Here is a 12,657-nt window from a genome sequence, read left to right on the forward strand (position 1 = left end):
CCCATATCGGGACATGGCATGAGCGGGCGCCACCTCTCGCCCGCGCTCGCCTTCGCGGTTGCCGCGGCCGGGATCGGGCTGTTCTCGATCATGGACGCGTTCATGAAGTCGCTGGTGCTGGGCTTGGGCGTCTACAATGCGATGGTCTGGCGCACCGGTCTGTCGACGCTGTTCGGCGGGGCTGCGTGGATCGCGGCCGGCCGACCACGCCCGACCGCGCGCGCGCTCCGCCTTCACGGACTTCGCGGCGGGATCACTGCGGTCATGGCGTTGCTGTTCTTCTGGGGGCTGGCGCGCGTGCCGATGGCACAGGCGATCTCGCTCGCCTACATCGCCCCGCTGCTCGCGCTGCTGCTCGGCGCATTGTTCTTGAAGGAGCGTGTGGGCCGCCGCGTTGTCATCGCCTCGTTCGTCGCGATCCTCGGTGTCGGCGTGATCCTCGCCGGACAGCGAAGCGCCGCGATAGGGCCGGGCGCGTTCGAGGGCGCGGTCGCGATCCTCGCCTCGGCCGTGCTCTACGCGGTCAACTTGGTCGTCGCGCGCCTGCAAAGCCAAGCTGCCCGCCCAGCCGAGATCGCCTTCCTCCAATCCGCGATCGTCACCGCGATCCTCGCCTGCGCCGCGCCGTGGCTCGCGCATCTGCCGCCCGCCGCCGAATGGTGGAAGATCGCGATCGCCGCCGCGCTCGGTACCTCGTCCTTGTTCCTGCTCGCATGGGCCTATGCGCACGGCGAGACGGGCTATCTCGCCACCACCGAATATACCTCGTTCGTCTATGCCGCCGCACTCGGCTGGCTCGTCTTCGGCGAGCGGGTGCAGCCGACCACGCTCGCCGGTGCCGCGATCATCGTGGGGGCGTGCCTCTACGCCGCGCGCCGTCGCGATATTGCACAATCCGCGGTAGAGCAGGCGGCATGACCGACATCCGACCCGCCACCCACGCCGACGTCGCGACGATCCTGCGCTTCATCCGCGAACTCGCCGCCTATGAACGCGAACCCGATGCGGTCGAGGCGACCGAGGCGAGCCTCGCGCTCGCGCTGTTCGGCGAACATCCCGCTGCCGAGGCGGTGATCGCCCAGGAGGCTGGCGAAGCGATCGGCTTCGCGCTGTTCTTCCACAATTTCTCGACCTGGACCGGGCGCCGCGGGCTCTATCTCGAGGATCTGTACGTCACGCCGGACGCGCGCGGGCAGGGGGCGGGGCGTGCCTTGCTCGCCCATCTCGCGCGCCTCGCGCTCGACCGTGGCTGCGGACGGTTCGAATGGTCGGTGCTCGACTGGAACACGCCGGCGATCGACTTCTATCGCAAGATCGGGGCGGTGCCGATGGAGGAATGGACGATCCAGCGCGTGACCGGCGACGCGCTCGTCACGCTGGCGGGTCTCGGCTGATGGCGTGGGTGCTGCTGATCGTCGGTGGCTTGTTCGAGATCGGCTTCACCACCTGCCTGCGCCACGTCGACAACTTCCGCAACATACCCTGGACGCTCGGCTTCCTCGTCAGCGTCGGATGCTCGATGACCTTGCTCGAAGTCGCCTCGCGCAGCATCGCGATGGGAACCGCCTATGCGGTATGGGGCGGGATTGGTGCGCTCGGCACCGTGATCGTCGGCATCATCTGGTTCGGCGAACCCGCCAGCCTGCCGCGATTGCTGCTGATCCTGGGCGTTGTCGCCTGCATCGCCGGGCTGAAACTGACGGCCGGGGCAGGTGCGTGAGCGGAGAAGCAACGCTTGCCTGGGTCGCCGAGGCGCTGGCGCCGCACGGCCACGTCTCGCATCGCCGCATGATGGGCGGGTGGACGCTCTACCTCGACGCGGTGATCTTCGCCTTGATCGACCGAGACGGAGGGCTGTGGTTCAAGAGCGATGCGGTCAGCGACCCCGCTTGGGACGCAGCAGGCTGTGAGCGCTTCGGCTACGACCAGGACGGCAAATCAGCGACGATGAACGATCGCCGCGCCCCCGACGCCACATACGACGACGCCGAGGAGCTCGCCAGATGCGCGCTCCTCGGCGTCGACGCCGGTCTGCGCGGCGCCCGAAAGCAACCGCGCCGATGATTACTCAGTCGCGACCCGGAACGTCGTGGTCGTGCGGCTCTTCGCCCTGCGCCTTGGCCGCGTCGTAACGCTCGATCGCTTCCAGCGTGATCCGACGTGCCTCGTCGCGGTCACCCCAGGTGCCGACGCGCACCCACTTCTTCTTTTCCAGGTCCTTGTAGTGGGTGAAGAAGTGCTCGATCTGCTCGAACACGATCTCGGGCAGATCCTCGCGACCGTCGACTTTGGTGTAGTACGGGAAGGTCGAATCGACCGGCACGCACACCAGCTTCTCGTCGCCGCCGGCCTCGTCTTCCAGATTGAGCACCGCGATCGGGCGCGCACGCACGACGCAGCCCGGGATGAACGGCGAGCGCGCGACAACCAATGCGTCGAGCGGATCGCCGTCGGGCGACAGCGTGTGCGGCACGAAACCGTAGTTGGCCGGGTAGCGCATCGGCGTGTGCAGGATGCGATCGACGAACAGCGCGCCCGACGCCTTGTCGAACTCGTACTTCACCGGCTCGCCGCCGGTCGGCACCTCGATGATGACATTCAGGTCGTCGGGCGGGCTCTTGCCGACCGGGATAAGATCAATACGCATCGAATTCCCTTGTTACTTGGATCACGCCCCGTGGCTCAGCGCGGTGCGAGCAGGCGGTCGAGCCCGGAATCGCCCTTGCCGATTTTCTCGAGGCGCGGGTAGCGCAAGCCCCCATGCCAGTCGAGCGCAACCGTGCGGTACGCGTCCTGCTGCCGGACGATCAACTGCACCGGCGTGCCGCCCGCCTGACCGGTGGTAGTCTGCGCGGCGCGGATCGCCTTCTTCAGCGCGTCGCCGGAGTAAGGCTGGCCGTTGACCGACACGATCGTGCTGCCGATCGTCAGCCCGGCGTTGAAGGCGGGCGAGCCCCAACTCACGCCGGTGATCGCGCCCTTGCTCTCGGTCTCGCTGACGATCATCCCGCCCGAATAGGTCAGGTCGGTGATCTTGCGCGACGACTCACCGCTCTTGAACGACGGCGTCGGCGTATCGGCGTAGGTCAGGCGATAGCCGTTGCGCTCGAACCCGGAGATCGGCGCGCCGGGCGCGTGCTCGGTCAGCCGCTGGCGCAGCAGCGTCGCCCAGTCATACGGCTGTATCTTGTTGAGCGTCGCCGCCACGTCCTCGAACGTGTAGGTCAGCTCACCCCAATCGCCGTCGCGCACCCCGAAGAAGGCACGCGCGAAGTCGTCGATCGACTTCTTGCCGCCCGACAGCTCGCGCAGCCGCGAATCGACCTCCATCCAGACGAGCAGCCCTTCGTTGTAATAATCCTCCGACCGCTGCCAGCTCGTCCAACCCTTGGGTCGGCGCGCCGAGATGATGGGATCGTTGGTGGTGTCGAGCAGGTCGCGCCAGTCGCGCGCGCGCTGTGAATCGTAGCTCGCCGCGATCGCCGCGAGCTGGTCGAGCGTGTCCTGCTTGCTGACCATGCCCGAGCGCGCCTGGAGGATATAGCCCCAGAATTGCGTCTGCCCTTCATACACCCACAACAGCGAGTCGCGCATCGGCATGCGGAAATCGGGCGTCCACAGGTCCGCGCCGCGGCGGAACTTGCCGTCCCACGAATGGGTGAACTCGTGCGGCAGCAGGTTGCGGCGGCCGGGGCCGTCGTCCCACTTCGTGAAGTAACCCGGCGTCGCGCCGTTCTCGCTCGAACGGTGATGCTCCAGCCCGATGCCGCCCAGTTGATCGGTGATCGACAGCAGGAACTCGTAACGGTCGTAATGCTGCGCGCCGAAGGTCTTCACCGCCTGCTCGACCAGTCGCTTGTGCGCGTCGATCTGCGCCGGGGTGGCGGCGAGCTCGGCGGGATCGTCGGCGAACAGGTTCAGGTTGACGCGCGACGACAGCGGCACGACGCGGCCGTACTTGCCCGCCAGCATCGGCGAGTCGACCAGCACCTCGTAATTGGTCGGCTCGTAGGCGTAGGTCGAACCCGTCACCTGCGCCTTGAGCGCACCCGCGGCGGTCCAGCCATCGGGATATTTCACCGTCATCTGCACCGGGATCTGCCGGGTGAAATAGCCGGCCGGGTACAGGCTGACCGAGTTCGGCTCCATGCTGATCATCGTCGGCGTCGCGACGATCCGGCCCTGGTCGCCCTTGGTCGCGGAGATGAACTGGAACGATGCCTCCAGCGCGGTCACGCCCGCGGGTACGTCGACATGGAAAGCGAACACGTCGACGGTGTCGCGCGTCCACGGGATCACCTGTCCGTTGCCCTTGATGACCAGCCCGGCGAGCTTCTCGATCTCACCACGCGGGCTGTGCGCGCCCGGCAACCATTTCGGGAACAACAGCACCATGTGCCCGGCTGCGGGAACGGGGATCGTCTCAGTCACGCGGAAGATGCCGCGCTGCGTGTCAGTCGCGTCGACGTTGACCTGGAGCGTGCCGGGGAAGCGCACGTCCTTTGCCTCGGGGACCGTGTCGACGATCGGCACCGGCTGCGGCGCGGAATTGCCCGGGGGCACCTGCGCGGCAGCGGGCAGGGCGGCGAGCGCGCTGGTGGCGAGCAAGGTGGCGGTCAGGAAAGAACGGATCATGCGCGGCGCGGTCCCCTGGATGATGTTATCGTCTATGTCAGAGGGGCTTACCGTTCGCAGACCGCCCGCGTCTAGCCTCCTGCACCGCCGATCGTGTTGATGGTGAAGGCGAGGATGCCGAGGTTGAACACGAACGCCGCCAGGCATTGCCCCAGCGCCACCCGCCGCATCCGCCCGCTCAACAGCGTCACGTCCGAGGTCTGGAACGTCATGCCGAGCGTGTAGCTGAAATACAGGAAATCCCAATAATCGGGCTCCTTCGTGCCGGGAAAGTCGAGCCCGCCCGCGTCCCCTGCGCCGTCGTTGTCCTCGCCGTAGAACAGGTGCGCGTAGTGGAGCGCGTAGACCATGTTCGAGAACAGCCAGGCGAGCGCGAGCGTCACGATGACCAGGGCGATCGCCAAGGCGTCGTTCTTGCCCTTCAACTCGCCGTTGACCGCGACCAGAATGACGAAGGTGGTTCCCGCAGTGATCGCCAGCAGCAGCGCGCGGTTGGCGTCGTTGGCACGCGTCGCCTGCCGCATCGCCGCCGCCGAGGATTTGCGGAACAGCGAGGCGAGCGACAACAGGAACGCCAGCGCGCCGAGATCGAACCCGCCCATCACCGCGCGGCCCTTGCCCACGGCCGGCCACAACAGGCCCGCGCCGGCGAGGCACACGACCACGAACAGCACGAAACGCGGCGGCGCCACGTTCTGTCCCAGCATCCGCTTGATCCCGGCCCACCGGCCCGCCGTATCGTTCATCGAGCAAGCGCTAGCGCGAGCGCGGCGGCTCGCCTAGATACGCGCGCTTCTATGGCCCGTATCCAGACCCCCAATCGCGTGCGCGGCACGCAGGACATCTTTCGCGACGACGAGCGCCGCTTCGCGCACGTGCAATCGACCTTCGACCGTGTCCGCCGGCTCTATTGTTTCGAGCGCGTCGAGGTGCCGGTGTTCGAGGACACGCAGGTGTTCGCACGCTCGATCGGCGAGACAACCGACGTCGTGTCGAAGGAAATGTACACCTTTCCCGATCGCGGCAACGACAGCCTGACGCTGCGCCCCGAGTTCACCGCCGGGATCGCGCGCGCTTACATCACCGGCGGGTGGCAGCAATATGCGCCGCTGAAGCTCGTCACGAGCGGCGCGGTGTTCCGCTACGAGCGCCCGCAGAAGGGTCGCTATCGCCAGTTCCACCAGATCGACGCCGAGATCCTTGGTGCACCCGAGCCGGCGGCCGACGTCGAACTCTTGTGCCTCGCCGACCAACTGCTCCACGAACTCGGCATCGCTGACGGCGTGACGCTGCAGTTGAACACGCTGGGCGACGCGGAGACGCGCGACGCGTGGCGCGCCGCGCTGGTGGCGCATTTCGAGGTGCACCGGGCCGAGCTGTCGGAGGACAGCCTGGCGCGGCTCGACAAGAACCCGCTGCGCATCCTTGATTCGAAGGACCCGCGCGATCGTCCGATCGCCGACAGCGCGCCCGACATCGACGCCTATCTGACGCCTGAGGCGCGCGCGTTCTTCGACGCGGTGACCGCCGGGCTCGACGCCGCCGGCGTCGCGTGGACGCGCAATGCACGGCTGGTGCGCGGGCTCGATTACTATCGCCACACCGCGTTCGAGTTCGTCACCGATCGGCTGGGCGCGCAGGGCACCGTGCTCGCGGGTGGGCGCTACGACGGTTTGGTCGAAAGCCTGGGCGGGCCTACTACGGCCGGCGTGGGCTGGGCCGCGGGGATCGAGCGGCTGGCGATGCTGCTGGAGGGAGGAGCGACTTCGGTTCCAGATGTGACAATCATACCGGAAGGTGTCGAAGCCGAGCGAGTAGCGCTACGCCTGATGAAAGTGCTTCGTGTAGGAGGATTGTCCGCCGAAATGGCGTTTAGAGGCAACACCAAACGTCGATTTGAACTTGCAAGTAAAAGCTTGTCGGCGAGCAGGCTGATCGTGACAGCGCCTCGGCCTGGCACGACTCAACAAGCTAATGTGGGGCTCTCAATTCGCGCAAACCACGAGCACGAGGGTGGCAATGACCAGATAGCCCGTGTCGTACATGTGCTTGGTCAAGCGTTCCCGTTGTCATCACACCTCAGTAAGCCAGTTGGTTCGCAGTTTGATGCCGTCATCGAACCATGGCTCCCATGACCACCATCTCCCCCGACCGCATTCGTCAGATCGAGGCGCGGCGCGACGAGCTTTCCGCATTGATGGCGACGGGCAACCTCGACGGCGACCGCTTCGTCGCGGTATCGAAGGAATATGCCGAGCTCGAGCCGGTCGCGCAGGCGGCGGGCGAGGTGCGCCGGCTGCGCGCCGAGGCGGAGAGCCTCCAGTACATGACCGACGACGCCGACGCCGAGCTGCGCGCGATGGCCGAGGAGGAACTGCGCGAGAACAAGGCCGCACTCGCCGAGGCCGACCGCCGCCTCGCGCTCGCGCTCTTGCCGCGCGATGCCGCCGATCAACGCTCGGCGATGCTCGAGGTGCGCGCCGGGACCGGCGGCGACGAGGCGGCGCTGTTCGCGGGCGACCTGTTCCGCATGTACCAGCGCTTTGCCGAGGAGCAGGGCTGGCGCGTCGAGCTGATCTCGGCGTCGGACAGCGACGCGGGCGGGTTCAAGGAGGTCGTCGCGTCGATCACCGGATCGGGGGTGTTCGCGAAGCTGAAGTTCGAGAGCGGCGTACACCGCGTCCAGCGCGTACCCGTGACCGAGAGCGGCGGGCGCATCCACACCTCCGCGGCGACAGTGGCGGTGCTGCCCGAGGCGGAGGAGGTCGACGTTCAGATCGACGAGGCGAAGGACCTGCGGATCGACGTCTATCGTTCCTCGGGGCCGGGCGGGCAGTCGGTCAACACGACCGATTCCGCAGTCCGCATCACGCATCTGCCGACCGGGCTAGTCGTGATCCAGCAGGACGAGAAGTCGCAGCACAAGAACAAGGCCAAGGCGCTCAAGGTCCTGCGCACCCGCCTGTACGAGGCCGAGCGCGAGCGGCTGGCGGCGGAGCGATCGGGCACCCGCCGTGCGATGGTCGGCTCGGGCGACCGCTCCGAGCGCATCCGCACCTACAATTTCCCGCAGGGCCGCGTAACCGACCACCGCATCAACCTGACGCTGCACCGCCTGCCCGAAATCCTGCAGGGTGAACTCGGCGAACTGGTCGGCGCGCTGATCGCGGAAGATGAGGCGGAGCGGTTGGCCAGTCTGGATGCGTAGGTCGGCCTGCTGCATGCCGCAGCAGGACTCGACCAAGCACGGCCGGCAGGAGCACCGCTCCTGTTCGACGGCGCGGCTTTGCCGCGGCGCCCCTTACTAGCTTGATGCCTCCCTCTACCCCCCGCGCCGCACTGGCCGCCGCGGCACAGCGCTTCACCTTCTCCGCCACCCCGCGGCTCGACGCCGAGCTGCTGCTCGCCCACGCGCTCTGCATCACGCGCGAGCGGCTGTTGCTGTCGCTCAACGACTGGTCGGTGCCGGCCGCGTTCGACGCGCTCGTCGAGCGCCGCGCCGCGCACGAACCCGTCGCCTATCTCACCGGCACGCGCGCCTTCTGGACGATCGACCTGCATGTCGCGCCCGGCGTTCTGGTGCCGCGCGCCGACAGCGAGACGCTGATCGAAGCGGCGGTGGCGCATTTCGCCGGCTCGTCGGGACCGCGCCGCGTGCTCGACCTCGGCACCGGCTCGGGCGCGCTGCTGCTCGCCGCGCTTGATCAATGGCCCAAGGCGAGCGGGGTCGGCGTCGATGCCTCGGCGGCGGCACTCACGATCGCGCGCGTCAATGCCGAACGGCTCGGCATGGCGGACCGCGCGCAGGTGATCGCGGGCGGCTGGCACGGCACCGGCGCGGCGTTCGACCTCGTGCTGTGCAACCCCCCTTATATCGAGGCGGACGCGGCCTTGCCCGCGGAGGTGCGCGATTGGGAGCCGGCGTCGGCGCTGTTCGCGGGCGCCGACGGGCTCGACGATTATCGCCGGCTCGCCCCCTTGCTGCCGGCGCAGATCGCGCCCGGTGGCGTCGCCTGTATCGAGATCGGATCGGCGCAGGGCGAGCGCGCGGCGGCGTTGTTCCGCGCGGCCGGGCTCGGCGTCGCGGTGCGCCGCGACCTGGCGGGGCTCGACCGTTGCCTTGTGGTCACGCCTTGAATGTGGGTGACCGCGCGCTCATATTTCGCTTTGAGAACGAGCGGCGAACCGCTAGAGCGCCCGTAGGGGCCCGCACAGACAGCGCTGTTTACCGCGTCGTTGTTATGGGGCGTTGAGCCCTCCCTTCGTCATCAGCCGCTGCAGTCCGGTGGCCATGGCAGGTCCGGTTCGCCCGTGCGCAGCCGTCCTTGGGAATGATCGCCCGTGCACCGAGGTCGGTGCCGTTCGGGAGCAGTGCCGTTTTAGGTTCGAGGACGAGGACACACTTTTGATCAACAATCGTCAGCAAGGCCGCCGTCGCGGTCGTGGCAATGGGCCGCAGCGTCCCGGCGGCGGTGGCCAGGGGCAGCGCGACAGCGGCAACCGGATCGACAGCCGCGCACGTGGCAACGCCGCGCAGTTGCTCGAGAAGTACAAGAACATGGCGCGCGACGCGCAGATGTCGGGCGACCGGGTCAACACCGAATATTACCTGCAGTTCGCCGACCATTATTTCCGCGTGCTCGCCGACCAGCGCGGTCGCAACGAGGATCAGGGACAGCAGCGCCGTCAGCAGCGCGACGATTTCGACCAGTTCGATCCGTTCGACGACTTCGGTGACGAGGGCGAGCCGGTCCGCGCCGACGAGGTGCAGCGCGCCCAGGAAAGCGACCGTCAGCAGCAGAACGATCGCCAACAGGCAGAGCGGCAACAGAGCGATCGTCAACAGGGCGACCGTCAATATGGCGACCGCCAGTACGGCGAGCGGCAGCAGGGCGAGCGATCCGCCCGCGACGATCGTCAGCGCAGCGACCGCGACGAGCGTCCCCGCTACGACCGCGACGATCGCCCGCGTGAGGGCCGCGAGGATCGTCAGCAGCGCCAGCCGCGCGAGGAGCGTCCCCGTTTCGAGCGTGACCGCCGTCCGGTCGAGGCGCGCGACGACGAGCGTCGTTTACAGCGCCCGACCCAGGCTCCCGTCGCCAACGACGTCGACACGCCGCCGTCCGACCTAGCCGACGTGCCCGCGTTGAACGCCGCACTCGCGCAGGACGTGCCGCCGGTGAGCGACGCGCAGGTGGAGGAGGCACCGCGCCGCCGCACCCGCACGCGCAAGCCGCGCGAGGATGCAGCGGAGGCTGCGCCCGTCGAGGCGCTCGGCGCCGATCGGTTGCCGCCCGCGCTCGGCCTCGTGCCTTTGCGCAACGAGTCAGCGGCAGGTGAGGAGAGCAATGCGCCGACCTCCGCCACGGACGATGCCGCTGCCGAAGCGCCCAAGCCGCGTCGTCGCCGTATCGTGCGCGCCGCCAGCGGTGAAGCGACGCCTGCCGAGTAACCGGAACTAGCCGAGCGCGCGGTTCTGCCGCGCCGCTTGGACTGCGATGATCACGGGCCGACGTCCTTGCGGGGCGCTCGGCCCGTTCTCGTATCCAGCCCGGCCGCGTCGGCGGCCTCGTCGTGGCCGGTGCCCGAACTCATGAACGCGAGTCCCATCAGCGCCCCCGCCATCGCGATCGACCCGACCACGCCGCCGAACGTCGCCAGCGTCGCGATCCAACCGAGCGCGCCATAGGCTCGCCCGACCAGCCACACCGCAATGAGCGCGGCAACGATGCCGACAACGGTCATCACGCCCAGGATGCAACGAAAGCGCCGCCACGCATGTCGAGCCTGCGCGGGATCGTCCAAGCCTTGCACAATGCTTCCTTTCCTGGATCAAGCGCGGCGCGGCAACGCTTTGCAACAGGCGCGCGAACGTGAAATGGTGCCGATCGCCAGTCTATAGGCGCGAGACCATAAAGGAGAGAAGGCGATGACCATCGCGACGATCCTCGGCGACAAGGGCGCCGACCTTGTGTCCATCTCCCCCGAACGAACCGTAGCCGACGCTGTTGCGCTGCTCGCCGAACGGCGGATCGGCGCAGTGCCGGTGCTCGACGACAGCGGCATGGCCGCGGGGGTCTTTTCCGAGCGCGACGTCATCCGCTGCTTGCGCGAACACGGCGCGGCGGCGCTGGATCATCCGGTCTCGGCGGAGATGACGACGCCTGCGGTCACTGTCGGCGGCGAGGATTCGGTGCTCGGCGCGCTGTCGCTGATGACCAGGCGACGCATCCGCCACCTGCCGGTTGTGGAGGCAGGTGCGGTGGTCGGGATCGTCTCGATCGGCGACCTCGTCAAATACCGCATCGATCGGATCGAGGCGGAAGCGCGCGCGATGCGCGACTATATCCAGCAGGCGTAACGTGCTTGGGCAGGCGTGGCGGGCTCAGGCGCGGATCAGCGCCACCACTTCGCGCATGGTGCCGCGCGCCAGCGCGAGCAACAGCCCGACGTAGCTGACCGCGCCCGCCGCTACGAGGAACACGAGTCGCGGCACTGCGCCCAGCGGGGGCAACAGGCGATCGAGCCCGAGCACCACCAGTGCCATGGCGCCGGCGCATAAGGCTGCGGGCGCGATGGCGCGGGCGACTGAGCCCCATGTCACGCCGATGACCGGCATCGCGCGGCGGCCCCCGATTGTGAGGTAGAGCGGATAGGCGACGACCCACGCGGTCGCGAGTCCCGTTACCCCGCCGCGAACCCCGATCAGGAAGGCGACCGTCAGCAAGCCGGCACCGATCGCCCCGTTGACCACGCCAACGTCGGGACGCCCGACCGCGTCGCACGCCGGCGAGTAGAGCACCTGCAGCGTCATGACCGGCATCGCGAAGGCGAGCAGGCGGACGACGGCCACGACCTCACCCCATTTCTCTCCCAACACGGCGTGGACCAGCGGCTCGGCAGTGGTGGCAAGCCCGACGTAGAAAGGGAGTGCGGCGAGCATTACCAATTGCACCGCCTTCAGGAACGCGGTGGCGCGCGCCGCGTGGTCGTGCTGGATACGGGCGTAGGCGCTGAATGCGACCTCGTTGAGCGGCGGCACGAATTTCGACACAAAAATCTGCGCGAGGAACAGGCTGGTGGTGTAGATGCCGAGCAGGTGCGGCGACAGCGTGCGCCCGGCGATGAACACGTCGCTCTGGCTCTGCAGGAACCAGAAGAGCTGGCCGAGCGCCATCAACCCGCCGAAGCGCATCAACTGGCCCGCGCCATCGAACCGGAACAATGGCCACACCAATGCGCGCGCTGCCCAGGTCAGGCCCACCGCCCGCGTCAGGTACAGCGCACCGGGTGCCGCGACCAACGTCCACACGCCCCACCCTGACAAGGCACCGATCAGCGCGGTCGACGCCGACATCAGCGAGGCGACGATATTGACCTTCGCCTGACGACTGAAATCGAGCTGGCGGCTGAGCAGCGCCGAGGGCAGCGCGATGAACGGCGTGGTCAGGTACAGCAGCGATTGCACGCGCAGCATGTCGGCAACGATCGGCTGACGGTAATAAGCCGCGAGCAGCGGTGCGACGATCACCTGCACAACCGCCAGCGTCCCGTTGAGCAGTAGCAGCAACCCGAACAGCTGCCGGACGTCGCGCGGCGTCACCTCGGGCTGGCGAATCAGCGCGCTCGCCAGACCATAGCCGTCGAGCATGTTGGTGAAGGCGAGCACCACCGCACTCATCGCGAACAGGCCATAGTCGCTCGGCGAGAGGATGCGGATGACCAGAAAGGTCGCGGTCCATTGCACCAATTGCGACAGGATCTGGCTGCCCGAGCGCCACACCACCGCGCTACGAATCTGACGCACCAGCGGCGTGCGACTGTGTGTTGGGGCAGATGAGGCAAGCGACATGAGGCACGTCTGCCTCACGCAGAGCTACCTTCGGGTAAACGCGTGTCCCCTCAGCCTCTCAGGAGCGGTCTGGACACTTTTTTCGCGTCGCCCGCAACTTTTCTGCAAAAACCGTTTGACGCTTTGTCTGTCGCCGCCTAGATGGGTGTCACCGCAGCGGCGGGGCGCTA

Annotated in this window: 14 protein-coding genes; 9 read left to right on the forward strand and 5 right to left on the reverse strand. The window is 67.8% G+C overall.

Annotated elements, in window-relative coordinates; genetic code table 11:
* Positions 1–18 precede the first annotated feature (18 nt).
* From HRV97_RS13350 to HRV97_RS13365, 4 genes are read left to right on the forward strand one after another with little or no spacing between them, the layout of a single operon-like run.
* Positions 19–918 carry a DMT family transporter gene (locus tag HRV97_RS13350; RefSeq protein ID WP_174194755.1) on the forward strand — a complete coding sequence of 300 codons (900 nt, stop codon included), beginning with the start codon at positions 19–21 and terminating at the stop codon, positions 916–918.
* Complete coding sequence (locus HRV97_RS13355) at positions 915–1,394, forward strand: GNAT family N-acetyltransferase (protein WP_174194756.1); 480 nt, start codon at positions 915–917, stop codon at positions 1,392–1,394. The genes HRV97_RS13350 and HRV97_RS13355 overlap by 4 nt, the downstream gene beginning before the upstream one ends.
* Positions 1,394–1,720 (forward strand): DMT family transporter, encoded by a 327-nt coding sequence (locus HRV97_RS13360; protein WP_174194757.1) that lies wholly within the window; start codon positions 1,394–1,396, stop codon positions 1,718–1,720. Before HRV97_RS13355 ends, HRV97_RS13360 begins: the two co-directional genes overlap by 1 nt.
* Positions 1,717–2,064, forward strand: a complete 348-nt coding sequence (locus tag HRV97_RS13365) for a TfoX/Sxy family protein (protein ID WP_343044509.1) — start codon at positions 1,717–1,719, stop codon at positions 2,062–2,064. Before HRV97_RS13360 ends, HRV97_RS13365 begins: the two co-directional genes overlap by 4 nt.
* A 4-nt stretch (positions 2,065–2,068) precedes the next feature.
* Here the strand turns inward: HRV97_RS13365 and ppa are convergent, their stop codons facing one another.
* The 3 genes from ppa to HRV97_RS13380 all read right to left on the reverse strand — a co-directional run bounded on the left by ppa (position 2,069) and on the right by HRV97_RS13380 (position 5,381).
* Complete coding sequence (ppa, locus tag HRV97_RS13370) at positions 2,069–2,647, reverse strand: inorganic diphosphatase (RefSeq protein ID WP_174194758.1); 579 nt, start codon at positions 2,645–2,647, stop codon at positions 2,069–2,071.
* Between the two features lie 35 nt (positions 2,648–2,682).
* The gene (locus tag HRV97_RS13375) at positions 2,683–4,635 is read right to left on the reverse strand and encodes a M61 family metallopeptidase (protein ID WP_174194759.1); all 1,953 of its coding nucleotides are present in this window, start codon (positions 4,633–4,635) and stop codon (positions 2,683–2,685) included.
* A 71-nt stretch (positions 4,636–4,706) separates the two neighbouring features.
* Positions 4,707–5,381 (reverse strand): DUF1345 domain-containing protein, encoded by a 675-nt coding sequence (locus HRV97_RS13380; RefSeq protein ID WP_174194760.1) that lies wholly within the window; start codon positions 5,379–5,381, stop codon positions 4,707–4,709.
* 51 nt (positions 5,382–5,432) lie between these two features.
* On the opposite strand from HRV97_RS13380, the gene hisS reads away from it, so the two are divergent.
* From hisS to HRV97_RS13400, 4 genes are all read left to right on the forward strand, one after another.
* Positions 5,433–6,770, forward strand: coding sequence for a histidine--tRNA ligase (hisS, locus tag HRV97_RS13385; protein WP_174194761.1), 1,338 nt, complete (start codon positions 5,433–5,435; stop codon positions 6,768–6,770).
* Complete coding sequence (prfA, locus tag HRV97_RS13390; RefSeq protein WP_174194762.1) at positions 6,767–7,843, forward strand: peptide chain release factor 1; 1,077 nt, start codon at positions 6,767–6,769, stop codon at positions 7,841–7,843. The genes hisS and prfA overlap by 4 nt, the downstream gene beginning before the upstream one ends.
* Positions 7,844–7,947: 104 nt before the next feature.
* On the forward strand, positions 7,948–8,772 hold the full coding sequence (prmC, locus tag HRV97_RS13395; RefSeq protein ID WP_174194763.1) for a peptide chain release factor N(5)-glutamine methyltransferase: 825 nt from the start codon (positions 7,948–7,950) through the stop codon (positions 8,770–8,772).
* Positions 8,773–9,040: 268 nt separating this feature from the next.
* A complete protein-coding gene (locus HRV97_RS13400; protein WP_174194764.1) occupies positions 9,041–10,087 on the forward strand; it encodes a DUF4167 domain-containing protein in 1,047 nt (348 codons plus the stop codon).
* Between the two features lie 50 nt (positions 10,088–10,137).
* On the opposite strand, the gene HRV97_RS13405 is transcribed toward HRV97_RS13400, so the two are convergent.
* Positions 10,138–10,449, reverse strand: a complete 312-nt coding sequence (locus HRV97_RS13405) for a hypothetical protein (RefSeq protein WP_343044510.1) — start codon at positions 10,447–10,449, stop codon at positions 10,138–10,140.
* A 115-nt stretch (positions 10,450–10,564) separates the two neighbouring features.
* Here HRV97_RS13405 and HRV97_RS13410 point away from each other — a divergent pair, with 115 nt between their 5' ends.
* Positions 10,565–10,996 (forward strand): CBS domain-containing protein, encoded by a 432-nt coding sequence (locus tag HRV97_RS13410; protein ID WP_174194765.1) that lies wholly within the window; start codon positions 10,565–10,567, stop codon positions 10,994–10,996.
* Positions 10,997–11,020: 24 nt separating this feature from the next.
* Here the strand turns inward: HRV97_RS13410 and HRV97_RS13415 are convergent, their stop codons facing one another.
* The gene (locus HRV97_RS13415; RefSeq protein ID WP_174194766.1) at positions 11,021–12,487 is read right to left on the reverse strand and encodes a lipopolysaccharide biosynthesis protein; all 1,467 of its coding nucleotides are present in this window, start codon (positions 12,485–12,487) and stop codon (positions 11,021–11,023) included.
* Positions 12,488–12,657 lie beyond the last annotated feature (170 nt).

Origin of the sequence: Sphingomonas hominis, assembly GCF_013328205.1 — a bacterium.
In the GTDB taxonomy this organism is placed as follows: Bacteria; Pseudomonadota; Alphaproteobacteria; order Sphingomonadales; family Sphingomonadaceae; genus Sphingomonas; species Sphingomonas hominis.

Excerpts from the sequence above, each read along its gene's own strand:
- prmC (WP_174194763.1), top strand. The coding sequence starts at position 7,948 with ATGCCTCCCTCTACCCCCCGCGCCGCACTGGCCGCCGCGGCACAGCGC.
- ppa (WP_174194758.1), bottom strand. The coding sequence starts at position 2,647 with ATGCGTATTGATCTTATCCCGGTCGGCAAGAGCCCGCCCGACGACCTG.
- hisS (WP_174194761.1), top strand. The coding sequence starts at position 5,433 with ATGGCCCGTATCCAGACCCCCAATCGCGTGCGCGGCACGCAGGACATC.
- HRV97_RS13355 (WP_174194756.1), top strand. The coding sequence starts at position 915 with ATGACCGACATCCGACCCGCCACCCACGCCGACGTCGCGACGATCCTG.
- HRV97_RS13410 (WP_174194765.1), top strand. The coding sequence starts at position 10,565 with ATGACCATCGCGACGATCCTCGGCGACAAGGGCGCCGACCTTGTGTCC.
- prfA (WP_174194762.1), top strand. The coding sequence starts at position 6,767 with ATGACCACCATCTCCCCCGACCGCATTCGTCAGATCGAGGCGCGGCGC.
- HRV97_RS13415 (WP_174194766.1), bottom strand. The coding sequence starts at position 12,487 with ATGTCGCTTGCCTCATCTGCCCCAACACACAGTCGCACGCCGCTGGTG.
- HRV97_RS13350 (WP_174194755.1), top strand. The coding sequence starts at position 19 with ATGAGCGGGCGCCACCTCTCGCCCGCGCTCGCCTTCGCGGTTGCCGCG.
- HRV97_RS13375 (WP_174194759.1), bottom strand. The coding sequence starts at position 4,635 with ATGATCCGTTCTTTCCTGACCGCCACCTTGCTCGCCACCAGCGCGCTC.
- HRV97_RS13380 (WP_174194760.1), bottom strand. The coding sequence starts at position 5,381 with ATGAACGATACGGCGGGCCGGTGGGCCGGGATCAAGCGGATGCTGGGA.
- HRV97_RS13360 (WP_174194757.1), top strand. The coding sequence starts at position 1,394 with ATGGCGTGGGTGCTGCTGATCGTCGGTGGCTTGTTCGAGATCGGCTTC.